Below are 21,811 nucleotides of genomic sequence, written 5' to 3'. Positions count from 1 at the left end.
CTCGGTTGCCCAGTTGACCGGCTGTAGCCTCACATTGAGGCAACCTGTTACTGCGGAAGCCCTCCGTCAGGCTGCGCACTTGCCAACCTCTCACGCAAACTTCTCGGCCGTATGTCAGGCCAGTGCTGTTCGATGTAGTCCAGACACGCGACGCGATCCGCCTCGCCGTAGACGACTCGCCAGCCAACTGGAACAGAAGCAAACACCGGCCATAAGCTGTGTTGGTCTTCGTCGTTGACTAGGACGAAGAAACTGCCCTTCTCGTCATCAAACGGATTGACACTCAATGGATCTCCCTAGGTGCAGCGGATTAATATACCTATGCCCAGTATCTATGTGATCAATCTGATCATATGCGATCTGCGTAGGGCGCACAATCCCAGCGACAGTGTCTTCGGCGTAAATAATCCGTAAGGGCCTGTGACCAAAACCTAGTAGTGACTTAGGGCGCTGGGTGATTCGTCGGTGCTTCGGAGAGCGCTGCGCTGGTGGGCTAGTGGCCGCCGCGGGTGGCCCCGATCGGGATCGCTCAGGCCATCTTGTTTCGGTGGAAGCTCGTTGATCGATGCCGGAGTCATCTAGGACACCCCAAGTGTGGAGGCCGATGATCTGGCAGCCACCGATAAGCGCAGCTCGACGCCGAGCTGGTCGTGACCCGTCGACACCCAGTGGGCTCGATCAACCGACGGTTCATTGCAACTTGTCCTAATATTGTTGTGGCTCAATGGTATTAAGCGCCACTCCGCGCTGTTTGGCCGTGCGGAGGTGAGAGACCGCCACGTTCCCGCTGTCGAGGTTTGAAACGCTGTTCGGTGAGATGGCCACAGTGCTGGCTCCGGCGGGCTTGCATCTGTCGGAAGACAAGACCCACCTGAGCCGAACCCCTCCCGCGCCGCCGAGAGCGCGTGGTGCACCGTCGACGCGTTTTCCTGAGTCACGTAGCTCGAATCCGCACCTCCTCTTCTCGGTCGCGGGCACGCACGATTCGCCACCGGCCGCAGTCGCGCTCGGCCAACCCGGACACCTCCAGGATCGCCAGCGGCCCCAGCACCTGTTCGGGCGCCAGGCCCGACCCGACCGCGATCTCGTCGACTGTGACCGCGCCGCGGCCGGGCAACGCCTCGTACACCAAACGCTCGGCCTCGCCCAGCCCGTCCAGCGCGGTGCCGGGATGCGGCTCCTCAGAGGCGAATTCGCCTACGCGGCCGACGAGTTCGACGATATCATCGGCCCGGGTGACCAGCTCCGCGCCGTTGCGCAGCAGCGCATGGCACCCCGCCGAGGCCGACGACGTCACGGGCCCGGGCACCGCGGCCACCACCCGGCCCAGGCCGCGCGCCCACGCCGCGGTGTTCGCCGCGCCGCTGCGCAGGCCGGCCTCGACCACGACCGCCGCCCCGGAGGTGGCGGCCACCAAGCGGTTACGGGTCAGGAACCGGTAGCGCGCCGGGCGCACGCCCGGCGGGTATTCGGTGAACACCAGCCCGCGCCGGGCGATGCGATGCAGCAGGGCGGAATGGCCTGCGGGATAAGGGATATCGATGCCGCCGGCGAGAACCGCGACGGTCAGTCCGTCGCAGTTCAGGGCCGCGCGGTGCGCGGCGCCGTCGATGCCGTAGGCGCCCCCGGAGACCACGGCGACGTCACGCTCGACCAGCCCGGCCGCCAGGTCTGCGGCGACGTATTCGCCGTACGCGGTGGCCGCCCGGGTTCCGACCACCGCGGCCGCGCGGTACGCCACCTCGTCCAGCCGCGCGGGGCCCTGCGCCCACAACACCAGCGGCGGAACGGCATTCGGCCGCACCCCGGCGAAGCCGAATGCCGCGAACGCGAGCAGCGGCCACTCATCGCAGTCGGGTGTGATCAGCCGCCCGCCGCGCTGCGCGAGCAGCTCGACATCCTGCGCGGCCCGGTCGATATCGCGCCGGGCTTGGGTGTGCCGGGCCAGCTCATCGTCGACCAGCCCGCGGCGCACCCGGTCGGCCGCCTCGACCGGGCCTACCGATTGCACCAGGGCGGCAAGTTGCGGGCATGGCGGCTCGGCCACCCGGGACAGATAAGCCCATGCCCGGCAAACGGATTCGTCGAGGTTGGCGGTCATCGGTGCGCTTCGGGTTGCCGGAAGCTGAGCGCCGCGGAGACCTCGTCGAGGCCGGGCGAACTGCGGCCGGCCAGATCGGCCAGGCTCCACGCGACCCGCAGCGAGCGATCCAGCCCGCGGATGCTGAGCAGCCCGCGGTCCAGGGCGATGCGCAGCGGATTCATCGCGGCGTTGCCGGGGCGGAATCTCCGGCGCAGCAACGACCCGCTGACCTCGGCGTTGGTGCGGAATCCGTGCGGGCGCCAGCGCGCGGCGGCCGTCTCGCGCGCCTGTGCCACCCGGGCGCGCACCTGGGCGGTCGATTCGCCCTCGACGGACGAAATCGCCCCCGCCCGTACCGGGTGCAGCTGCACCCGCAGGTCCACCCTGTCCAGCAGTGGCCCGAACAGCTTGCCAAGGTAACGGCGCTTGGTTGCCGCCGCGCAGATGCAATCGCGCGGATCCGCTGGCGCGCACGGGCACGGGTTGGCGGCCAGCACCAACTGGAACCGGGCCGGATAGCACGCCACGCCGTCGCGGCGGGCCAGGCGAATCTCCCCGTCCTCCAACGGTGTTCGCAGCGCCTCGAGTGCCGAGACGCTGATCTCGGCGCACTCGTCGAGGAAGAGCACCCCGCGGTGGGCCCGGCTCACGGCGCCGGGGCGGGCCAGTCCCGAGCCCCCGCCCACCAGGGCCGCGACGCTGGAGCTGTGGTGCGGCGCCACGAACGGCGCCCGGGTGATCAGCGGCGTGTCCCCGGACAGCAGGCCGGCCACCGAGTGGATGGCCGTGACCTCCAGGGCCTCACCGTCCGTCAGCTTCGGCAACAACCCCGGAAGACGTTGCGCCAGCATGGTTTTACCGACACCCGGGGGACCGGTCAGCATCAGGTGGTGCGCCCCGGCCGCCGCCACCTCGACCGCGAAGCGCGCCTGCGCTTGCCCGACCACGTCGGCCAGATCCGCGGCCGGCTCGGGCTCGGTGCTGCCCCCGCTGATCCGGTGGTGCAACTGCGCCGAACCGCACAACCAGGCCCGCAGTTGCCCGAGGGTGCGCACACCCCACACGTTGACGCCGTCGACCAGGCTGGCCTCGGCCAGGTTGTCCACGGGCACCACGACGGCTGGCCAGCCCTCGCGCTTGGCGGCCAGCACGGCGGGCAGCACGCCGCGTACCGGCCGCACGCGGCCGTCCAGGGACAACTCCCCCAGCAGCACCGTCTTTTCCAGCCGTTCCCACGGGTGCTTGCGCTGCGCCGACAGCACCGCGGCGGCCAGCGCGACGTCGTAGACCGATCCCATCTTCGGCAGCGTCGCCGGCGACAGCGCCAGGGTCAGCCGCGACATCGGCCACTCGTCGCCGCAGTTGGTGACCGCCGCGCGAACGCGGTCGCGGGATTCCTGCAACGCGGCGTCGGGCAGGCCGACCAGGTGTACCCCCGGTAGCCCGGAGGTGATGTCGGCCTCGATCTCCACGATCTCGCCGTCCAGCCCGCGCACCCCGACCGAGAACGCACGCCCCAGCGCCATCAGCCGATCCCCTGCAGGTGGGTGATCTCCGGGTCGCGAGCCGGCCGCAGCCGCACCCCGATCACGTCCAGGCGCACCGCCGCCCAGCGGCGGTCCTGAGCGGCCAGCCACAGCCCCGCCAGCCGGCGCAGCCGCCGGAACTTACGCTCGGTGACCGCGTACGGCAGGCCGCCGAAGCCGTCGCCGGTGCGCGTCTTGACCTCGACGAACACCACCATGCCGCGGGCGTCGTCGCACGCGATCACGTCGAGCTCGCCGTGGCGGCACCGCCAATTGCGCTGCAGGATCCGCAATCCCATCCCGGTCAGGTGGTCCACGGCCAGGCCCTCGCCCATCGCCCCGAGCTGTATCCGGGACGGTCTCTTCTCGGCCTCGTAGGCCTTCCACGTCGTCATGCGGCTACCGTGCCCGGCGGCGCCGACATGCGCCGCCCGACGACCGTCCGAGGACCGCGCGACGGCGGGGTTATCCCCAGCCGGGCATCCATCCACAGCCGAACCCCGACGGCCGGCGAATGTCTCTGCCCTGCACCATAATCAGCCCCAGTGCGGGGGTACGTCGCTGCCCGGGCAGTCGGCGGATCGGCAATGCACCTCACGCACCCGCCTGCCGATGACGTTGCCGTCGCTGTCGTAGGTGTACTCGACGGTGGCCTCGGCCTCCCGCCGGCAGGCCGGACAGGTCGCCATCTCCGTCTTGAACCGCGCCATGCGCCCGCCTACCGGATGCGATCCGCGCGGGTGTACACGTTCATCGAGTCCCCCCGCAGGAACGCCACCAGCGTGAGTCCGGACTCCTCGGCCAGCGACACCGCCAACGACGACGGCGCCGACACCGCGGCCAGCACGGGGATACCGGCCACCACGGCCTTCTGCGTCAACTCGAACGAGGCCCGCCCGCTGACCAGCAGCACCGAGCCCGCCACCGGCACCCGCCCGTTTTCCAGCGCCCAGCCGATGACCTTGTCGACGGCGTTGTGCCTGCCGATGTCCTCGCGCACCACCAGCATCGCGCCGTCGGCGGCGAAGAGCGCCGCCGCGTGCAGCCCGCCGGTGCTCGCGAAAACCTTTTGCGCCCCCCGAAGTTGGCCGGGCATCGCCTGCAGCGTGGCCGCGGCCACCGTCACGGGGTCATCACCCGGCGCAAAACGGCCGATCACCCGCACCGCGTCCAGCGACGCCTTGCCGCAGACCCCGCACGACGAGGTGGTGTAGAAGTTCCGGGTGACGTCGAGGTCCGGCGGCGCGACCCCGGCGGCCAGCGTCACATCCAGCACGTTGTAGGTGTTGGCGCCCTTGTCGTCGCGGCCGTCGCAGTAGCGGATGGCGTGCACCTGCTCGCGATCGGCGATCACGCCCTCGGTCAGCAGAAAGCCTCGCGCGAGTTCGAAATCGGAACCGGGCGTGCGCATCGTCACCGTGACCGGCGTCCCGTCCACCCGAATTTCCAGCGGTTCTTCGACGGCCAGGGTCTCGGGGCGGGTGATCGCCCGATCGGCGGTGAGATGTTGGGCGTGCCGTCGCGCGGTTACATTCCCCACTGCGCCATCACTTCGGCCACCCGCGCGCACACCACCAACCCAAACTACCTCGGGCCGCCGCCGGCGGCCCGTTCGCACGGAACATGGCCAACGCCGCGACCACGTGCTTTACGCTACGTCCAGGGGCGTGGGCGGCCGGCGCTGGCCGGCATCAGACGACGTCGGGCTGACGGCGGAAAACCGATGATCTACGGTGACCGAACACGCCCGAGCGGCCGCGACACAGCAAGAGAGGCACACCATGGCAGACGACTCGAACGCCTCGAATGCCGATGTGCCCGATTTGTTGCCCGGCGGGGAAAAAGCCGACCCCGGAACCGTCTTCGCGGCCCTCGCGGAGATCATCTACCAGGGCTCGGCGGCGAACGAGATGTACGCCGCGATCTGCATCGCCGCGACCCTGGTCGTCAAGGGCTGCGACCACGCCAGCCTGCTGGTGCGCGAGGGCGACAACTACGTCACCGTCGGCGCGAGCGACCAGCTCGCCCGGCAGATCGACGAGTTCGAGCGGCGCACCGGCGACGGGCCGTGCATCGACGCGATCGAGGAGGAAACCCCCCAGATCGACGCGGACCTGACCACGCCGTCCCTGTGGCCCAAGCTCGCCAAGGCGCTGGTCGCGGACACCCCGGTGCGCGGGGCCATGGGATTCAGGCTGCTGGTCAACAAGCGCAAGGGCGCCGCGCTCAATCTGTTCAGCGACACGCCAAACCTGTTCGACGCCGAGGCGGCAGGGCGGGCGGCGGTGCTGGCGGCCTTCGCCAGCGTGGCGATCAATGCCGTGGCCAAGGGCGAAGACGCCGCGAGCCTGCGCCGCGGCCTGCTGAGCAACCGGGAGATCGGCAAGGCGGTCGGCATGCTGATGGCCTTGAACGACATCACCGAGGACGACGCGTTCGACCTGCTGCGACACCACTCCCAGGCGCTGAACATCAAGCTGGCCGACGTGGCGCGGGCCGTCATCGAAACGCGCGGCCAACTGCCGTCCGGCGGCGAGAATCCCCTGACCGGCTAGGGCTATTCGGGAAGCCGCAGCTCCGGCTTCTCCACCTCTTCGATGTTGACGTCCTTGAAGGTGACCACGCGCACCTGCTTGACGAACCGCGCCGGCCGATACATGTCCCACACCCAGGCATCGGAGAGCCGCAGCTCGAAGTAGACCTCGCCGTCGGCGTTGCGGGGCACCATCTCCACGCTGTTGGCCAGATAGAAGCGCCGCTCGGTCTCCACGACGTAGCTGAACTGCCCGACGATGTCCTTGTATTCGCGGTACAGCGAGAGCTCCATCTCGGTTTCGTACTTTTCGAGATCCTCAGCGCTCATCTGCTCAGACGTCCTTCTCCTGCCAATGTCCCCGCCTTTCGGAGGCCCTGGGGCGGAAAGTCCCCTCCCATCTTTCCTCACCGGAATTCGCCGTGCTCGCCCGGAGGGTCGGGTCTGCACTCGGCCACCACCCGCGATCCCGCGCCGCCGGCGGAGTGGGTAGCCACGCGCCGGACGTTGATGAACGAATACCGGTGCTCGGCGCAGGGCCCCAGCTGCTGCAGTGCCCTGCTGTGCGCGGGGGTGCTGTAGCCCTTGTGGTCGGCGAAGCCGTAGCCGGGATGGTCGGCGTCCATGGCGACCATCAACCGGTCCCGGCTCACTTTGGCCAGCACACTGGCCGCGGCGATGCAGGCGGCGGCCGCGTCGCCCCCGACGACCGGCAGCGACGGCATCGGCAAGCCGGGCACCCGGAAGCCGTCGCTGAGCACATACCCCGGCCGCACCGGCAGCCCGGCCACCGCGCGCCGCATGCCTTCGATATTGGCCACGTGCACCCCGCGCCGGTCCACCTCGACCGACGGGATGAACACCACGTGATAGGCCAGCGCGTAGCGGCGGATCAGCGGGAACAGCCGCTCTCGTTCCCTTTCGTTGAGCTTCTTCGAGTCATCAAGGGCCGCAAGACTTTCCAGACGGTTCGGGCCGAGCACGCAGGCCGCCACCACCAGCGGGCCCGCGCATGCGCCGCGGCCAACCTCGTCGACCCCGGCCACCGGGCCCAAACCGCCGCGGTGCAGCGCGGACTCCAGGGTGCGCAATCCTGACGCTTTGCGGATCACCGCGCGCGGCGGCCACGTCCGGGTCATGTCCAAGCCACGGTTACTGGCCCTGTTGGGGGTTCACCGAACCCACACCACCCCATCGCGACGGCGGCCACACGATGAACCTGGCCTTGCCGATGACATTGGACACCGGCACCGTTCCCGTCATGGGGTCGCCGGTGCACAGGATGCCCTTGAGGGCGTCGGCCGGAATGCTGGTGCAGTGGGCGCGCGAGTCCGCGGAGTGCGTCCGGTTGTCACCCATCACCCACAGCCGCCCCGGCGGGACGGTGACCGGCCCGAATTCACTGCCCAGGCACGGATACACCGCCGGGTCGGCCATCATCGTGGCCGGATTGAGATAGGGCTCCTTGAGCGGCTTGCCGTTGACGGTCAGGCCGGTGTCGGCCCGGCACTGCACCGTCTGCCCCCCGACCGCGATCACCCGCTTGACCAAGTCGTTCTCGTCCGGCGGCACGAACCCGATGAACGACAGCGCGTTCTGGACCGCACGCAGTGCGGGATTGGCGGACCGGATCGACTTGTAGCCCAGGTTCCACGGCGGCGGCCCTTTGAAGACGATGACGTCCCCGGGTTGCGGCGTGCCGAAGCGAAAGCTGAGCTTGTCCACCATGATTCGGTCACCGACGCACCCCGAGCAGCCGTGCAGCGTGGGCTCCATGGATTCCGACGGAATCAGGTAGGGCCGCGCCACAAACGTCAGCATGACGTAGTAGAGGACCACGGCGATCACCGCGAGGATCACCAGTTCGCGCAGCGCCGACTTCTTTTTCGGCTCGGCCGAGGCCGTCTCCTCAGCGTCCGGCTCGGGCGCCTGCGGCGTCTCGTCGGAAGGCGCGGCGTCCGCAGGCCGGGTAGAAACCTTCGGCTCGGACCTACCAGGCTCGGACTGGGGCTCGGATGCGCCCGTCGTGTCGGTCACGAGATCAGCGTAGCCAGCTGAGGGTGGGGGCTTGCGCGGCGCCGCACCGGCCCACCGGGGGCGCCGGGGCGCACCGGCTCAGCGCTTCTCCTTGATCTTGGCCTTCTTGCCACGGAGTTCGCGCAGGTAGTACAGCTTGGCGCGGCGAACATCGCCACGAGTCACCACCTCGATGTGGTCGATGGTCGGCGAATGCACCGGGAAGGTCCGCTCGACGCCGACGCCGTAGCTCTCCTTGCGCACGGTGAACGTCTCGCGGACCCCGCCGCCGGACCGGCGGATCACGACGCCCTTGAACACCTGGATGCGCTCCTTGGCACCCTCGATGACCTTGACGTGCACGTTGATGGTGTCGCCCGGGCTGAAGGCCGGGATGTCGTCGCGCAGCGACGTCTGGTCGACGAAGTCCAGCCTATTCATCGTGAGAAGACACTTCCTTGCGGATCGCGGCCCGCGCGACCCACACGCAGACGCGCGGCGGTCACCGAGCCGATGGTTCGGGCTTTCTTGGGTGCATCCCGCGGCATGCGGGGGCCGCACCGGCCCACCGACAACCGCTCGAGACAACTGGTCAATTGTGCCAGATACCCCGCGTGCTGTGAAAATCACGTGAAATCGGGCGGTTTGTGGCGACCCGAAGGGCCTGGTGAATGGTACATATGACGGTGACGAAACACGCAGCTCACACGTGACTCACACGGGACGCCAGGCAAACGGCGATCCGGCCGCAAGCTAGCCCACCTACACCGACAGATCGGAAACGAGGCCATGCGCACCCGCTCGCTGACCGTGCTCGCCGCGATCGCCGCGGTGACGATGGTGGTCGCCGGGTGCGACGAGGCGCTGGTCGGGGCGAAAGAGCCCGCCAAGCTGACCGCAAAGCGCGCGGTGGTCGAGCGGTCGCTGCCGCCGCAACCGCAGCTCATCTCCCAACTGCTGGACAGCGTGTCGCCGGCCGGGGTCGCGACGGCCGAAGGCCTGCCCGGCGCGGGCTTCAGCGGGGTACAGGCCCGTATCCAGCAGGCCACCGACGAGGCCGCCGCCAACGGGGCCGCACTCTCGGTCGCCATCCTCGACCGCACCACCCACGAACTGGTAACCAGCGGCAATTCCCAGATCGTCGGCACCGCCTCGGTGGCCAAACTCTTCATCGCCGACGACCTGCTGCTGGCCCAATCCCAGGGCAGGACCACCCTGTCCCCCGACGACCGGCAGGCCCTCGACGTCATGCTGCGGTCGTCCGACGACGGCGCCGCCGAAAAGTTCTGGGGCCAGGACGGCGGCGACAACATCATCACCCAGGTGGCCGGCCGATACGGGCTGGGATCGACCACGCCGCCCAGCGACGGGCGCTGGTGGAACACAATGAGCACGATGGGCGACCTGATCCACTACTACGAGATGCTGCTCGACGGGACGGGCGGGCTGCCGCCGGAGCTGACCAAGGTCATCGTCAACGACCTGGCCCAGTCCACCCCCAACGGGCTCGACGGCTACCCGCAGCGGTTCGGCATCCCCGACGGCCTGTTCGCCGAGCCGGTCGCGGTCAAGCAGGGCTGGATGTGCTGCATCGGCGCCGACTGGATGCACCTGTCGACCGGCGTGATCGGCCCGGACCGCCGCTACATCATGGTCGTCCAGTCGCTGCAACCCGGCGATGACGCCAGTGCGCGCCAGACGATCACCAACGCCGTCAAGACGATATTCCCCAACGGCCGGATCGGCTCCGCCTAACCGCTAGCGTTCGAGGTCGGGGCGACGCTCCCGGGTGCGCTGCAGCGAGACCTCCCGGCGCCAGGCGGCGATCCGGGCATGATCACCCGACAGCAGCACGTCCGGTACGTCGAGGCCACGCCAGCTCGGCGGCCGGGTATAGCTCGGCCCCTCCAGCAGGCCGCCCATCGTCGGCGAATGCGAATCCTCGCGGTGCGACGCGGGATTGCCGAGCACGCCGGCCAGCAACCGCACGACGGCCTCGATCATCACCAGCGCCGCCGATTCGCCACCCGGCAGCACGTAGTCACCGATCGAGACCTCTTCGACCCGCATCCGGCCGGCGGCGTCGTCGACCACGCGCTGGTCGATGCCCTCGTAACGGCCGCAGGCGAACACCAGGTGGCCCTCGGCGCTCCAGCGCGCCGCGGTGGCCTGGTCGAACAGGGCGCCCGCGGGCGTGGGCACCACCAACAGGGTTTCGCCGGAACAGATCTCGTCCAGCGCGTCGCCCCACACGGGCGCCTTCATCACCATCCCGGGTCCCCCGCCGTAGGGCGCGTCGTCGACCGTTCGATGCACGTCATGCGTCCAGCGCCGCAGATCGTGCACCCGCAGGTCGACCAGGCCCGACTCGATCGCCTTGCCCGGCAAGGCTTGTCGCAGCGGGTCCAGGTAGGCCGGGAAAATCGTGACCACGTCAATCTTCATGTCGATGCGCCTAGGCCAGCTCCAGCAGGCCCTCGGGCGGGTCGATCTCGACGACGCGGTCGCCCAGCGACACCGACGTAACGATGGCCGAGACGAAGGGCACCAACACTTCTGCGCCGTCTGCGTCCTGCTTGACGGCCAACAGCTCGCCGGCCGCGGTGTGCAGCACCTCGGCGACCACCCCGACATCGCGCCCGGCCGTGGTGCGCACGTGCAGGCCCTCGAGCTGGTGGTCGTAGAAGGTGTCGGGCTCGTCGATGGGTGGCAGATCCGCGGAGTCCACTACGAACACGTTGCCGCGCAACGCATCAGCGGCCTCGCGGTCGTCGACTCCGGTCAATCGCACCAGCAGCCGCCCGCCGTGTTCGCGCGCGGCGGCAACCACATAGTCGCGTTGCGGGCCGTTGCCGCGAGATGGCTTGGCGCGCAAGGTAACTCCCGGCGCGAAGCGAGCGGCGGGATCGTCGGTGCGGATCTCCACCACCACCTCGCCGGCGATGCCGTGCGCCTTGACCACCCGCCCGACGAGCAGCTCCATGAGCGCCCCGGCCTACTGGTCGGTGTCCACCACGTCGACGCGGATACCGCGGCCGCCGATGCCGGCGACCAGCGTGCGCAGCGCGGTCGCGGTGCGTCCCCCGCGGCCGATGACCTTGCCCAGATCGTCGGGGTGCACGTGCACCTCGACGGTGCGTCCCCGCCGGCTGGTAACCAGGTCCACCCGGACGTCGTCCGGGTTGTCCACGATCCCGCGGACCAGATGCTCGACTGCGTCGACGACGACCGTACTCATCGCGGCGGTCAGCCTTCGGTCGCCGGTTCGGCCTGCTCGGCGGCCGGGGCAGCCTCGGCCTCGGCTGCCGGGGCCTCGGCGGCCTCAGGGGCTGCGGCTTCGGCGTCGGCCTTCGCCTTCTTGACCGGGGCCTTCTTCTTCGGCTTGGCGGCCTCGGTGGTGGGCGCGCCGTCGGCCTCGGCCAGCGCGGCGTTGAACAGCTCCAGCTTGCTGGGCTTGGCCGGGGCGACGATCAGGCTTCCCTCGGCACCGGGCAGGCCCTTGAACTTCTGCCAGTCGCCGGTGATCTTCAGCAGCTTGAGGACGGGCTCGGTGGGCTGTGCCCCGACCGACAACCAGTACTGGGCCCGCTCGGAGTTGATCTCGATCAGGCTCGGGTCTTCCTTCGGGTGGTAGCGGCCGATGACCTCGATGGAACGCCCGTCGCGGCGGTTGCGCGCGTCGGCGACGGCGATGCGGTACTGGGGATTGCGGATTTTGCCAAGCCGAGTCAGCTTGATCTTCACAGCCATGGTTAAGCGAATTCTCCTCGGTGTCACGCTGCAATTCAGCGACCTCGGCGGGATGCCGGGATCCGGTTTTGCCTCGCGTGTATGACCTGCCGCGCAGCCGGAGTCGCACGGCGGACAGCCGCCCATTGTGCCAGAACAGCGGCTTCCGACAGAAATCGCTACTGCACCTTCTGGTAGATCTTCGTCTCGACCCGCCGCGTCATCCGCCAGCCCTGCGGGGTGCGGGCGAACTCGTCGTCATACCAGAGCCCGCAGAACAGCACCTGGTCGGAGTCGCCGGGCAGCACCATCGGGTTGAAGCAGATCATCCGCGACGACGCCTTGTCCCCGTCGATCTGCACCGAGAAATTGCCCAGCATGTGCGCGTACACCGGAAAGGTCGGCAGCACCTCCGACAGCCACTTCTTGACCTCCGGATAGGGCCCCTCGATACCGCCCAGGGCGGTGTAGTCGATGTAGGCGTCCGGGGTGAACACCTTGTCCAGATCGTCGAACCGGCGCTGATCGATGGCGGTGGAGTAATCCACCATCAGCTGCTGGATCTCTAGACGGTCGGAAATTTCGGCCAGGCTCAACATGCCTCGATTGAACGCCACCCCGGGCAGCGGTCAGAATTCGACCCGCAAAAGTTTGGCGGGCCGCACCGTGCCGTCGGGGAGCGGCGCGGTGGTGCCTCCATCGCTGGTGACATAGGCGCGGCGACCGAAGTCGTCGGGTCCGCGTCCCCACGCGGCGCTCGACGGTCCGATGCAGTCCTCATCGAACGGATCACCCACCACGACGACGCGCGCCCGGCGACGCCCGGCCGGCTCCAACGGCACTCGGTCGATGGTGTTCTCGCGATGGTTGGTCACATAGGCGACACCGGCGTTTCGTCGATGTAGAAGTCGTCGGCCATGCTGCCGTGCGCCACCACCGTCACCAGGATTGAACGGTCGCGGCGCACCGCGAGATTCTCGAGGAAGAAGTGCTGTGCAAATGATGCGACGACCGTCAGCTTCGCGCGGAATATGCTTCCACTGACCGTCATTGACCACCACCGAGTGCGTCGGCAAGGAAGGCGTGGGCGGCCTTCATGACCACTCGAACCAAACCGCACCCCACGGCACATCGCCCACCGCGACCCGAATCCTTGTGCACGGCCCCGCCGTGGCGCCCGCGACGTCGGCCGGACGTTAAACTTTGGCCCCATGCGGAAACTCATCGCCGCGATCGCAGCCCAGGTTGCCGTCGTAACCTGCGCTCTGGCCGCCGGGGTGGCTACCGCGTCCGCCGACAGCATGCAACCGATCGGCTCGGTGCCCATCCCAGACGGCCCGGCCCAGACCTGGATCCTGGCCGACCTCGACAGCGGTCAGGTGCTGGCCGGCCGCGACCAGAACGTGCCGCACCCTCCGGCGAGCACCATCAAGACGCTGCTGGCGCAGGTGGTATTGGACGAAGTCAGCCTGGACTCCACCGTGGTCGCCGACGTGGCCGACACCCAGGTCGAGTGCAACTGCGTCGGCGTCAAACCCGGCCGCACCTACACCGCCCGCCAGTTGCTGGACGGCCTGCTGCTGGTCTCGGGTAACGACGCCGCCAACACGCTGGCCCACCTGCTGGGCGGTCCGGACGCGACGGTCGCCAAGATGAACGCCAAGGCGGCCTCGCTCGGCGCGGTCAACACGCACGCGGTGACGCCGTCCGGCCTGGACGGGCTCGGCGGCTCCGGGGCATCGACCGCGCACGACCTGGCGGTGATCTTCCGCGCCGCGATGGCCAACCCGATGTTCGCCCACATCACCGCCGAGCCGTCGGCGATGTTCCCCGGCGACCACGGCGACGAATTGATCACCAACCAGGACGAACTGCTGACCCGCTACCCCGGCGCCATCGGCGGCAAGACGGGATTCACCAACGCGGCCCGCAAGACCTTCGTCGGCGCCGCGTCCCGCGGGGGCCGCCGGTTGGTGGTCGCCATGATGTACGGGCTGCTCAAGCCGGGCGGCCCGACGTACTGGGATCAGGCGGGCAGCCTGTTCGACTGGGGTTTCGCCCTCGACCCGTCGTCGAGCATCGGCTCGCTCTAGCGTTGCTCATCCGGGACCAGGCCGCCGATCAGCTTCGACAGCAACACGATTCGGTCCTCCTCGATACCGGGGTCCGGCAGCAGGCCGCGCACCAGGGCGGCCCCGTCGAAGACGTTGGTCAGCAACGCCACCAGTACCGGGAACGTCTCGGCCGGGACGGCTTCCGCGCCGGGCAGTGCGCGCGCGGCGTCGTGGATCTTGGTGGCGTACTCCCCCAGCACGTCGCGCAGATGGGCACCCAGCTTGTCGTCGGTGCGCGCGGCGACCATCAGCTCGTACAGCACCGCGTTGGTGGAGCTGCTGGTGAGATCCCGCAGAATCACCAGCGCCGCCTCCAAAGCCGGCCGGTCGGCGGGGATTTCGGCGACCTGCTTGGTGAACGACTCCACCTGGCGGCGCAGCACCTCCGATGCCGTCGCCGCCATGAAGTCGCCCATCGTCTCGAAATGCCGGAACAAGGCGCCCACGGACACCCCGGCCCGTTTGGTGATCACCGCCGCCGAGGCGCGCGCGTAGCCCACCTCGACGATGCTGGCGATCGCGGCCTCGAGCAGCCGGCCGACCGTCTCCTCGCGGCGCTGTTGCTGGGTGCGGGCCATCTCAGGCGGGCATCTTCGCGGCCGCGGGCCGCCGTTGGCCGGCCCGCAGGTAACGGCCGGACTGCACGGTCCGGCCGTACCCGTCGCGGAACTCACCCGCGCGGAAGACCACCGCCCCGTTGACCCCCGTTGCGACCACGGCGTCGTCGTTGCGGTTGACCATGCGCCGCAGGCCACCGTAGAAGGGCACCGCTTCCTCGTAATAGCCCTCGACCGCCTCGTTGAGGCCGGCCAGGTCGATCACCACGAAGTCGGCGCGGTCGCCCTCCCGCAGGGTCCCGACGTCCAGCCCGAACCACTCCGCCAGTTCGCCGGTCAGCCGGTACACCGCACGCTGGGTGGACATGAACGGCGCGCCGGCCCGGGCCGCGTCGCGGGTCCGCTTGAGCAGCTTCACTCCGAAGTTGTAGAAGGCCATGTTGCGCAGGTGCGCACCGGCATCCGAAAAGCCCATGTGCACACTGGATTCGTTGGCCAGCGCGTTGAGCAGCTTGGGCCGGTGGTTGGCCACGATGGTGGTCCACCGCACGTTGCGTTCACCGTTTTCGACCAGCACGTCGAGAAAGGCGTCCAGCGGGTGCAGGCCACGCTCGTCGGCGATCGCGCCAAAGCTCTTGCCGATCAACGACTTGTCGGGGCATTCGATGATGACCGCGTCGTGGAAGTCGCGGTGCCACAGCGACGGGCCGAGCTTGATCTTGTCGAACTGCTGCCGGAACTTGCGGCGATACTCCGTGTCGGCCAGCAGCTCGTTGCGCTGCAACTGGTCGCGCAGGTGCAGGGCGGCGGTACCCGCGCCGAACTCCTCGAAGACCGGCAGATCGATCCCGTCGGAGTACAACTCGAACGGCACCGGCAGGTGCTGGAACCGGACGCTCGAGCCCAGCAGCTTGTTCGCCAGTCGCACCGCGGGCCCGAAGATGTAGACCGCCAGCGGATTCGACTTGGCATCGGCAGAGACCAGCAGGCTCATCCGAACCCCCTTGCGCCGGTTGAAGATTCGACTGCTGGCCAGGAAGAAAAGCACCGCGGTGATCGCGTTGTTGACATCGGGCGCGCTCTGCAGGATCCGGCCGCGCTTGCGCAGCACCTTGATCAGCCTGCGCCGTTCCCGCCACGTCGCGAAGGTCGACGGCAGCGCGCGCGAGCGGAACCGCTCGCCGTCGAGCTTGTCGATGGCCGCGTCCATGCCGGACATGCCGAGCATCCCGGCCTCGAGCGCGTCCTCGAGCAGCCCGGCCATCTTCTCCAGCTCGGCGTCGGTGGGCTTGACCGTCGCGTCGGTGGCGCGATCCAGGCCCAACACCGTGCTGCGCAGGTCCGAATGACCAAGCAGCGAGCTGACATTCGGCCCCAGTGGCAGCGCGTCGATGGCGTCGATGTATTCCGCGGCGGTGGTCCAGGTCCGATTGGCTTGCAGGGCGCCGAGGACGAACTTGCGCGGCACCGCCTCTACCCGGCTGAACAGATCGGCGGCGTCCTCGGAGTCGGCGTAGACCGTCGACAGCGAGCACATGCCCAGCAGCACGGTGGTGACGCCGTGGCGCACGGACTCGCCCAGCCCCGGGTCCAGCAGCACCTCGGCGTCGTAGTGGGTGTGCACGTCGATGAAGCCCGGCATGACCCACTTGCCGGCGGCGTCGATCACCTCGGGACAGCCGGACTCGTCCAACCGCCCGGCGCTGACCGTGGCCACCACGCCGTCGCGGATACCGAGCGTGCGGGTCTGCGGCGCGCTGCCGGTGCCGTCGAACCACAATCCATCGCGAATGATCACGTCGTACGTCACTGCTACCTCCAGGGCTGGCGATGCCCCGACGCTAACATAGATAGCAAGTGCTCGCAATCTTTTTCTCGAGCGCCTCAGCGGTGCGGGCCCTGCGGGCTCGGCGCGGCGGTGTCGGAGATCGTCACCGGGTCCGGCAGCATCATGTCGGGCGGCGCATCGCCGGTGCGGGTGGCGACCGCGGGGGCGCGGATCACGGCTCCCTGCTGGCGGCAGGCATTGCTCTGCACGGTGAGCGTCATCTCACCGGTGAGCTCCCCGGACGGCTGCGGCCGCAGCGTCAACACCTGGGTGGAGACCTGCTTGGACGGCACGCCGGTGAGCCCGACGCAGGCAAACCTGCCGGTCGTCGGGCGCGACACCCAGCTGCCGTCGCGGAAATCCAACATGACCGGTTGCCCGTCGAGCGCCTTCACCCGGCTGCGGTCGGCGTCGTCCATCTGCACCCCGGCCGCGCTGCACGCGCTGGGGGTGCACGAGGAGCGCAACGCCCACCAGCTGGTGACGTCGGGCGGTTGCGGGTCGGGGATGTCGTTGTACGTCTGCTTGGTGCGGTCGACCTCGAGGCGGTACGTGCCGTCGAGCGGGGCGGGCTGCGCGGGCGGATCCAGGGAAGTGGGCGCGGCGGCCGGGGTCGGTGCCGGCGTGCCGGAGGTGGCATCGGCGGCCTGGACGGCTTTCACATCCATCCGGCGCGCGGCAAGGAAGGCGACGACGAACAGCGCGGCGACGAGCAGCACCGCGACGGCGGTCAGCACGACCCGGCGCGGGCTGCGTCTGCGCGGCGACGCGGGGCGGCGCTCCCCCGGTTGCCGACCCGACGCGGCCGGACCCGCCGTCGAGTCGGTCGGGCGAGGCGTCACCACTTTGGGCGCGGGCCGCTTGACCGGGCCGGTCGCCTCCTTTTGCCGCGCCGCGGGCTTGGCCGCCGAGCGGACATCCGCCAGGTCCTCCAGGTCGGGCCAGGTGAGGTACTCGGCGGCGGACGCGGAGCCGGGGCCGTGGTCGCCGAGCGCGATACCGCCGCGTTCACTTGCGGCGTCGGCAAACGCGCGGCAGCTGGGGAACCGGTCGGCGGGATCGGCGGCCAGGGCCCGGGAGAACACGGCGTCCAGACCCGCCAGCTCCGGGCGCTGGTCGCTGAGCCGCGGCGGTGCGGCGTCGGTGCCGGGCCGCGGCTGCGCACCGGTCAACAGGTGGAAGGCGGACGCCGCCAACGCGTACTGGTCGGCGCGCCCGTCGATCACCGCCCCCGCCGACTGTTCCGGCGCGGTGTAGCCGACGGGGTCACCGGGCGTGGCGTCGTCCGGCCCGCGGGCTATCCCGAAATCGGTCAGCAGGATCCGCTGCTCGCCCTCGCCGCGGCCGGTCAGCACGATGTTGGCCGGCTTGACGTCGCGATGCAGCAGCCCGCGGTGGTGCGCCTCGTCGAGGGCGTCGGCCGCGGCGGTCAGGATGGCCAGCACCTCGTCGAGCGGCGACACAGCCGGGAAGCGATCGGTCATCAGCTGCGCGGCGTTGATGCCCTCCACGTAGTTCATCGCGATCCACAGCCGGTCCTCGAACTCGCCGCGGTCGTGCACCTCGACGACGTGCGGGTGCCGCAGATTCGCCGCGAGCGGGGTCTCCCAGTGGAACCGCCCGCGGAACTCGCTGTCTGACGACCACGCGGGCGCGAGGATCTTCAGCGCAGCCCAGCGCGCCGATCGTCGGTCTTGGACCAGGTACACATCGCCGGTCATCCCGGACCCCAGCCTCCGTGCGACGACGTAACCGGCGAACGTCGCGCCGCTGGCTAACGCCATCCCGCGATCCTATCCGCCGGCGCGGCACCGCGCGCGGCCAGCACTTGACCTGTTCATGGGCGAAAGGTCTTGCCGCGCAGGATCACCAGATCAGGTCGGCTCAGCACGCCGGGTCCCAGTCGCGGGTCCTGCGAGTAGCACAGCAGGTCGGCGGACGCGCCGTGGTCGAGGCCAGGCCGGCCCAGCCAGTGACGCGCATCCCAGCACGCCGCGCCCAGTGCCTCGGTGGCGCTCATCCCAATTTCCCTGAGTGCCTCGACCTCGTCGGCGATGCGCCCCGGCGCGACCATCGTGCCGGCGTCGCTGCCGGCGTAGATCGGCACGCCGGCCTCGCGGGCCGCGCCGATGCGCGCCAGGCCCCGGGCGCGCAGGTCGCGCATGTGCGCGGCATATCTCGGATACTTCTGCTCGGCGGCCCCGGCGATGCCGGAGAAGTTCTCGACGATGTTGACCAGCGTGGGCACCAACACGGTTCCGTGCTCCAGCATCAGCGCGATGGCGTCGTCGGTGAGCCCGGTGCCGTGTTCGATGCAGTCGATGCCGGCCGTGATCAGCGGCGGCAGCGCGTCCTCGCTGAAGACGTGCGCGGTGACGCGGGCGCCGTGCGCGTGCGCGGTGTCGATGGCCGCCTTGAGCACGTCGTCGGACCACAGCGGCGCGAGATCGCCGACCTCTCGGTCGATCCAGTCGCCGACCAGCTTGATCCAGCCGTCGCCGCGCCTGGCCTCCTCGGCCACCGCCTCCGGCAACTGCCATTCGTCGTCCAGCTCGCGCGCGAAGCCGGCCGCGTACCGCTTGGGTCGTGCCAGATGTTTTCCGGCCCTGATGATCCGGGGCAGGTCGGCGCGGTCGTCGAGGCTGCGGGTGTCGGTGGGCGAGCCGCAGTCCCGCAACAGCAGCGCGCCGACGTCGCGCTCGATCTCGGCCTGGGCGATCGCGTCGTCGAGCGGAATCTCGCCGTGCTCGCCGAGGCCGACGTGGCAGTGGGCGTCGACCAGCCCGGGCAAGATCCAGCCTTGAAAACCCGATGAGCCGAATACCGTGACGGCGCCGGCGACCGGCTCGACGCTGATGCGGCCGTCGACGATCCACAGTTCGAGCTCGGTCTCGTCGGGCAGCCCCCGGCCCCGCACGTGCATCCGCACCGCGCGGCTACTTCTTGCCCGGGAACTTCAGCTTGGACAGGTCGAAGTCGGCCAGCCCGGGCGGCAGCTCGTTGAGGCCGTCGGGCATCTGCGAGATGTCGGGGAACCCGGCCGGCAAGCCCGGCATCCCAGGCGCCCCGGGCCCAAATGGGCTTCTGACCTTCGGCGGGGTGGGGCCGCGCGCGCCCTTCTTGCCCTTCTTGCCTTTCGCGCCCTTGGCCTTTCGGGTCGCGGACTTGCGGCCGATGCCCGGGATGCCCATGCCGCCCAGCATCGACGACATCATCTTGCGGGCCTCGAAGAAGCGGTCGACCAGCTGGTTGACCTCGGCCACCGTCACGCCCGAGCCGTTGGCGATCCGCAGCCGCCGCGACGCATTGATGATCTTGGGGTCGGCGCGCTCCTGCGGCGTCATGCCGCGGATGATCGCCTGCAGCCGGTCGAGCTGTCGGTCGTCGACCTCGGCCAGCGCGTCCCTCATCTGGCCGGCGCCGGGCAGCATGCCCAGCAGGTTGCCGATCGGCCCCATCTTGCGGATGGCGAGCATCTGCTCGAGGAAGTCCTCCAGCGTCAGCTCGCCTGAGCCGATCTTGGCGGCGGCGGCCTCGGCCTGCTCGGCGTCGAAGACCTGCTCGGCCTGCTCGATCAGGCTGAGCACATCGCCCATGCCCAGGATGCGGCTGGACATGCGGTCGGGGTGGAAGACGTCGAAGTCTTCCAGCTTCTCGCCGGTGGAGGCGAAAAGGATTGGCACGCCGGTGACTTCGCGGACCGACAGCGCGGCGCCACCCCGGGCGTCGCCGTCGAGCTTGGTCAGCACCACGCCGGTGAAGCCGACGCCCTCGCGGAACGCCTCCGCGGTGGTGACCGCATCCTGACCGATCATCGCGTCCAGGACGAAGATCACTTCGTCGGGGTTGATGGCGTCGCGGATGGCGGCGGCTTGGCTCATCAGCTCGTCGTCGATGCCGAGGCGTCCGGCGGTATCGACGATGACGACGTCGTGGTGCTTGGCCTGCGCCTCGGCCAGGCCGGCGGCCGCGACGGCGACCGGGTCGCCTTCTGGCCCGGTGTCCGGGCCAGAAGGCGGAGCGCCTGGATGCGGCGCGAAGACGGGGACGCCGGCCCGCTGCCCGACGACCTGCAGCTGATTGACCGCGGCGGGGCGTTGCAGGTCGCAGGCCACCAGCAGCGGCGTGTGTCCCTGGTTGCGCAGCCAGAACGCCAGCTTGCCGGCTAGCGTGGTCTTACCGGAACCCTGCAGACCGGCGAGCATGATCACCGTCGGCGGCGTCTTGGCGAAGACCAGCTGCCGGGTCTGGCCGCCGAGGATGCCGATGAGTTCCTCGTTGACGATCTTGACCACCTGCTGCGCAGGGTTGAGCGCGCCGGACACCTCCGCGCCCCGCGCGCGCTCCTTGATCCGGCCGACGAACGCGCGCACCACCGGCAGCGATACGTCGGCTTCCAGCAGCGCCAGCCGGATCTCGCGGGTGGTGGCATCGATATCGGCGTCGGTCAGTCGACCCTTGCCGCGCAGACCCGCGAGGGCACCGGTCAGCCGGTCGGACAGCGATTCAAACACCCCGCAAGCCTAGCGGGCACGACCGTCGCAGCAGTGTCCCGCTGGTTGGCCGGCCACCTTGACGGCCGGTTGCCCGCCAGCAAAGGTCTGCATCATGCTCGAGGTGATCGACAAGGGATCGGCCACCCAGGCGCATCCGGTGCCGCTGCTGTTCGTGCACGGCGGCTGGCACGGCGCCTGGTGCTGGGACGACGGTTTCCTGGACTACTTCGCCGACGCCGGCTACCGCGCGGTCGCGATGAGCCTGCGCGGGCACGGCACCAGCCCCACGGACAAGCCCCTGCACCGGGTTTCGGTCGAGGACTACATCGACGACGTCCGCACGGTCGCCGACGACCTGGGTGGCTCGCCGGTGCTCATCGGTCATTCCCTTGGCGGCTACACGATCCAGCGCTACCTGGAAGACCGGACCGCCGCGGCCGGGGTGCTGGTGGGCTCCCTACCGCCGTCGGGTGTGCTCGGGGCCTCGCTGCGCGTCTGGCGCCGCCGCCCGTGGATGACCGTGCACTCGTTCAACGACCCCACGTTGGTCAGATTCCTGCGCACCCAGAAGCTGGCCCGCCAGTACCTCTTCTGCAAGGACACGCCGGAACACATCGTCGCATCCTGCTGGCACCGCGCCGGGCCGGAGAGCATCCGCGCGGCGAGGACCGACCCGATGTTCCGCCGGGTCAAGACGCAACGCGTGACGACCCCGATGCTGGTGCTCGGCGCGGCGCGCGACGGCTTCGTCAGCGTCGGCTCGGTACTCGCCACGGCGCGCGCGTATGCGACCCAGGCGGAATTCTTCGACATGGGGCACAACATGATGCTGGAACCGGGCTGGGCCGACGTCGCCGAGCGCATCGACACCTGGCTGCGCAGCCGCGACCTGGCCGGCCCGTCCCAGCTCTCGCGATAACCTCGCCAGA

25 protein-coding genes and 1 pseudogene are annotated in these 21,811 nt (G+C 69.6%); 4 read left to right on the top strand and 22 right to left on the bottom strand.

Annotated elements, in window-relative coordinates:
• Window positions 1-47: 47 nt before the first annotated feature.
• The 6 genes from MSG_RS08270 to fdhD all read right to left on the bottom strand — a co-directional run bounded on the left by MSG_RS08270 (window position 48) and on the right by fdhD (window position 5,149).
• Window positions 48-287, bottom strand: a complete 240-nt coding sequence (locus tag MSG_RS08270) for an MbtH family protein (RefSeq protein WP_096438681.1) — start codon at window positions 285-287, stop codon at window positions 48-50.
• A 647-nt stretch (window positions 288-934) separates the two neighbouring features.
• Window positions 935-2,101, bottom strand: a complete 1,167-nt coding sequence (gene dprA, locus MSG_RS08265; RefSeq protein ID WP_096438679.1) for a DNA-processing protein DprA — start codon at window positions 2,099-2,101, stop codon at window positions 935-937.
• Window positions 2,098-3,609 carry a YifB family Mg chelatase-like AAA ATPase gene (locus MSG_RS08260; RefSeq protein ID WP_096438677.1) on the bottom strand — a complete coding sequence of 504 codons (1,512 nt, stop codon included), beginning with the start codon at window positions 3,607-3,609 and terminating at the stop codon, window positions 2,098-2,100. The genes dprA and MSG_RS08260 overlap by 4 nt, the downstream gene beginning before the upstream one ends.
• Entirely contained in the window at window positions 3,609-4,004 is a 396-nt protein-coding gene (locus MSG_RS08255) for a YraN family protein (protein WP_096438675.1), read from the bottom strand. Before MSG_RS08255 ends, MSG_RS08260 begins: the two co-directional genes overlap by 1 nt.
• A 141-nt stretch (window positions 4,005-4,145) precedes the next feature.
• A complete protein-coding gene (locus MSG_RS08250) occupies window positions 4,146-4,319 on the bottom strand; it encodes a 5'-phosphate oxidase (protein ID WP_096438673.1) in 174 nt (57 codons plus the stop codon).
• An 8-nt stretch (window positions 4,320-4,327) separates the two neighbouring features.
• Window positions 4,328-5,149 (bottom strand): formate dehydrogenase accessory sulfurtransferase FdhD, encoded by an 822-nt coding sequence (gene fdhD, locus MSG_RS08245; protein WP_096438671.1) that lies wholly within the window; start codon window positions 5,147-5,149, stop codon window positions 4,328-4,330.
• Window positions 5,150-5,390: 241 nt separating this feature from the next.
• Here fdhD and MSG_RS08240 point away from each other — a divergent pair, with 241 nt between their 5' ends.
• Window positions 5,391-6,164, top strand: a complete 774-nt coding sequence (locus MSG_RS08240) for a GAF and ANTAR domain-containing protein (protein WP_096444228.1) — start codon at window positions 5,391-5,393, stop codon at window positions 6,162-6,164.
• 2 nt (window positions 6,165-6,166) lie between these two features.
• On the opposite strand, the gene MSG_RS08235 is transcribed toward MSG_RS08240, so the two are convergent.
• The 4 genes and pseudogenes from MSG_RS08235 to rplS all read right to left on the bottom strand — a co-directional run bounded on the left by MSG_RS08235 (window position 6,167) and on the right by rplS (window position 8,599).
• Window positions 6,167-6,472, bottom strand: a complete 306-nt coding sequence (locus MSG_RS08235; RefSeq protein WP_007171389.1) for a DUF2469 domain-containing protein — start codon at window positions 6,470-6,472, stop codon at window positions 6,167-6,169.
• A 4-nt stretch (window positions 6,473-6,476) separates the two neighbouring features.
• Window positions 6,477-7,281, bottom strand: a pseudogene (locus MSG_RS08230) (ribonuclease HII).
• Window positions 7,282-7,294: 13 nt separating this feature from the next.
• Entirely contained in the window at window positions 7,295-8,179 is an 885-nt protein-coding gene (lepB, locus tag MSG_RS08225; protein WP_096438670.1) for a signal peptidase I, read from the bottom strand.
• 78 nt (window positions 8,180-8,257) lie between these two features.
• On the bottom strand, window positions 8,258-8,599 hold the full coding sequence (gene rplS, locus MSG_RS08220; protein WP_096438668.1) for a 50S ribosomal protein L19: 342 nt from the start codon (window positions 8,597-8,599) through the stop codon (window positions 8,258-8,260).
• Window positions 8,600-8,947: 348 nt separating this feature from the next.
• On the opposite strand from rplS, the gene MSG_RS08215 reads away from it, so the two are divergent.
• Window positions 8,948-9,913, top strand: coding sequence for a serine hydrolase (locus MSG_RS08215; RefSeq protein ID WP_096438666.1), 966 nt, complete (start codon window positions 8,948-8,950; stop codon window positions 9,911-9,913).
• Window positions 9,914-9,916: 3 nt separating this feature from the next.
• Here the strand turns inward: MSG_RS08215 and trmD are convergent, their stop codons facing one another.
• The 7 genes from trmD to MSG_RS08180 form a co-directional block, all read right to left on the bottom strand.
• On the bottom strand, window positions 9,917-10,603 hold the full coding sequence (gene trmD, locus MSG_RS08210) for a tRNA (guanosine(37)-N1)-methyltransferase TrmD (RefSeq protein WP_096438664.1): 687 nt from the start codon (window positions 10,601-10,603) through the stop codon (window positions 9,917-9,919).
• Between the two features lie 10 nt (window positions 10,604-10,613).
• Window positions 10,614-11,141, bottom strand: coding sequence for a ribosome maturation factor RimM (rimM, locus tag MSG_RS08205; protein WP_096438662.1), 528 nt, complete (start codon window positions 11,139-11,141; stop codon window positions 10,614-10,616).
• Between the two features lie 12 nt (window positions 11,142-11,153).
• On the bottom strand, window positions 11,154-11,396 hold the full coding sequence (locus MSG_RS08200; RefSeq protein ID WP_036354608.1) for an RNA-binding protein: 243 nt from the start codon (window positions 11,394-11,396) through the stop codon (window positions 11,154-11,156).
• Between the two features lie 8 nt (window positions 11,397-11,404).
• On the bottom strand, window positions 11,405-11,908 hold the full coding sequence (gene rpsP / locus MSG_RS08195) for a 30S ribosomal protein S16 (protein WP_096438660.1): 504 nt from the start codon (window positions 11,906-11,908) through the stop codon (window positions 11,405-11,407).
• 158 nt (window positions 11,909-12,066) lie between these two features.
• Entirely contained in the window at window positions 12,067-12,486 is a 420-nt protein-coding gene (locus tag MSG_RS08190; RefSeq protein WP_096444224.1) for a nuclear transport factor 2 family protein, read from the bottom strand.
• A 30-nt stretch (window positions 12,487-12,516) separates the two neighbouring features.
• Complete coding sequence (locus MSG_RS08185) at window positions 12,517-12,762, bottom strand: hypothetical protein (protein ID WP_096438658.1); 246 nt, start codon at window positions 12,760-12,762, stop codon at window positions 12,517-12,519.
• Window positions 12,759-12,938: a hypothetical protein gene (locus tag MSG_RS08180; protein WP_096438656.1), complete on the bottom strand. Its 180-nt coding sequence runs from the start codon at window positions 12,936-12,938 to the stop codon at window positions 12,759-12,761. The genes MSG_RS08185 and MSG_RS08180 overlap by 4 nt, the downstream gene beginning before the upstream one ends.
• Window positions 12,939-13,098: 160 nt before the next feature.
• On the opposite strand from MSG_RS08180, the gene MSG_RS08175 reads away from it, so the two are divergent.
• Entirely contained in the window at window positions 13,099-13,980 is an 882-nt protein-coding gene (locus MSG_RS08175; protein ID WP_096438654.1) for a D-alanyl-D-alanine carboxypeptidase family protein, read from the top strand.
• On the opposite strand, the gene MSG_RS08170 is transcribed toward MSG_RS08175, so the two are convergent.
• The 5 genes from MSG_RS08170 to ffh all read right to left on the bottom strand — a co-directional run bounded on the left by MSG_RS08170 (window position 13,977) and on the right by ffh (window position 20,900).
• On the bottom strand, window positions 13,977-14,579 hold the full coding sequence (locus tag MSG_RS08170; protein WP_096438652.1) for a TetR/AcrR family transcriptional regulator: 603 nt from the start codon (window positions 14,577-14,579) through the stop codon (window positions 13,977-13,979). The two genes, MSG_RS08175 and MSG_RS08170, sit on opposite strands and share 4 nt — an antisense overlap.
• Before the next feature lies 1 nt (window position 14,580).
• The gene (locus MSG_RS08165) at window positions 14,581-16,380 is read right to left on the bottom strand and encodes an N-acyl-D-amino-acid deacylase family protein (RefSeq protein WP_373421142.1); all 1,800 of its coding nucleotides are present in this window, start codon (window positions 16,378-16,380) and stop codon (window positions 14,581-14,583) included.
• 62 nt (window positions 16,381-16,442) lie between these two features.
• On the bottom strand, window positions 16,443-18,170 hold the full coding sequence (locus tag MSG_RS08160) for a serine/threonine-protein kinase (RefSeq protein WP_096438648.1): 1,728 nt from the start codon (window positions 18,168-18,170) through the stop codon (window positions 16,443-16,445).
• 53 nt (window positions 18,171-18,223) lie between these two features.
• Window positions 18,224-19,309, bottom strand: a complete 1,086-nt coding sequence (locus MSG_RS08155; RefSeq protein ID WP_096438646.1) for a metal-dependent hydrolase family protein — start codon at window positions 19,307-19,309, stop codon at window positions 18,224-18,226.
• A 13-nt stretch (window positions 19,310-19,322) separates the two neighbouring features.
• Window positions 19,323-20,900 carry a signal recognition particle protein gene (gene ffh / locus MSG_RS08150; protein ID WP_096438644.1) on the bottom strand — a complete coding sequence of 526 codons (1,578 nt, stop codon included), beginning with the start codon at window positions 20,898-20,900 and terminating at the stop codon, window positions 19,323-19,325.
• A gap of 94 nt (window positions 20,901-20,994) precedes the next feature.
• Here ffh and MSG_RS08145 point away from each other — a divergent pair, with 94 nt between their 5' ends.
• Window positions 20,995-21,801, top strand: a complete 807-nt coding sequence (locus MSG_RS08145) for an alpha/beta hydrolase (RefSeq protein WP_096438642.1) — start codon at window positions 20,995-20,997, stop codon at window positions 21,799-21,801.
• The last annotated feature ends 10 nt before the right edge of the window (window positions 21,802-21,811 follow it).

Source organism: Mycobacterium shigaense, from assembly GCF_002356315.1.
GTDB lineage: Bacteria > Actinomycetota > Actinomycetes > Mycobacteriales > Mycobacteriaceae > Mycobacterium > Mycobacterium shigaense.
The sequence above is the reverse complement of the archived record's forward strand: the minus strand, read 5'-3'. Positions and strand labels throughout refer to the sequence as shown.

Excerpts from the sequence above, each read along its gene's own strand:
- dprA (WP_096438679.1), bottom strand. The coding sequence starts at position 2,101 with ATGACCGCCAACCTCGACGAATCCGTTTGCCGGGCATGGGCTTATCTG.
- MSG_RS08260 (WP_096438677.1), bottom strand. The coding sequence starts at position 3,609 with ATGGCGCTGGGGCGTGCGTTCTCGGTCGGGGTGCGCGGGCTGGACGGC.
- MSG_RS08255 (WP_096438675.1), bottom strand. The coding sequence starts at position 4,004 with ATGACGACGTGGAAGGCCTACGAGGCCGAGAAGAGACCGTCCCGGATA.
- MSG_RS08250 (WP_096438673.1), bottom strand. The coding sequence starts at position 4,319 with ATGGCGCGGTTCAAGACGGAGATGGCGACCTGTCCGGCCTGCCGGCGG.
- MSG_RS08240 (WP_096444228.1), top strand. The coding sequence starts at position 5,391 with ATGGCAGACGACTCGAACGCCTCGAATGCCGATGTGCCCGATTTGTTG.
- MSG_RS08235 (WP_007171389.1), bottom strand. The coding sequence starts at position 6,472 with ATGAGCGCTGAGGATCTCGAAAAGTACGAAACCGAGATGGAGCTCTCG.
- rplS (WP_096438668.1), bottom strand. The coding sequence starts at position 8,599 with ATGAATAGGCTGGACTTCGTCGACCAGACGTCGCTGCGCGACGACATC.
- MSG_RS08215 (WP_096438666.1), top strand. The coding sequence starts at position 8,948 with ATGCGCACCCGCTCGCTGACCGTGCTCGCCGCGATCGCCGCGGTGACG.
- trmD (WP_096438664.1), bottom strand. The coding sequence starts at position 10,603 with ATGAAGATTGACGTGGTCACGATTTTCCCGGCCTACCTGGACCCGCTG.
- rimM (WP_096438662.1), bottom strand. The coding sequence starts at position 11,141 with ATGGAGCTGCTCGTCGGGCGGGTGGTCAAGGCGCACGGCATCGCCGGC.
- MSG_RS08200 (WP_036354608.1), bottom strand. The coding sequence starts at position 11,396 with ATGAGTACGGTCGTCGTCGACGCAGTCGAGCATCTGGTCCGCGGGATC.
- rpsP (WP_096438660.1), bottom strand. The coding sequence starts at position 11,908 with ATGGCTGTGAAGATCAAGCTGACTCGGCTTGGCAAAATCCGCAATCCC.
- MSG_RS08190 (WP_096444224.1), bottom strand. The coding sequence starts at position 12,486 with ATGTTGAGCCTGGCCGAAATTTCCGACCGTCTAGAGATCCAGCAGCTG.
- MSG_RS08180 (WP_096438656.1), bottom strand. The coding sequence starts at position 12,938 with ATGACGGTCAGTGGAAGCATATTCCGCGCGAAGCTGACGGTCGTCGCA.
- MSG_RS08175 (WP_096438654.1), top strand. The coding sequence starts at position 13,099 with ATGCGGAAACTCATCGCCGCGATCGCAGCCCAGGTTGCCGTCGTAACC.
- MSG_RS08170 (WP_096438652.1), bottom strand. The coding sequence starts at position 14,579 with ATGGCCCGCACCCAGCAACAGCGCCGCGAGGAGACGGTCGGCCGGCTG.
- MSG_RS08160 (WP_096438648.1), bottom strand. The coding sequence starts at position 18,170 with ATGGCGTTAGCCAGCGGCGCGACGTTCGCCGGTTACGTCGTCGCACGG.
- MSG_RS08155 (WP_096438646.1), bottom strand. The coding sequence starts at position 19,309 with ATGCACGTGCGGGGCCGGGGGCTGCCCGACGAGACCGAGCTCGAACTG.
- MSG_RS08145 (WP_096438642.1), top strand. The coding sequence starts at position 20,995 with ATGCTCGAGGTGATCGACAAGGGATCGGCCACCCAGGCGCATCCGGTG.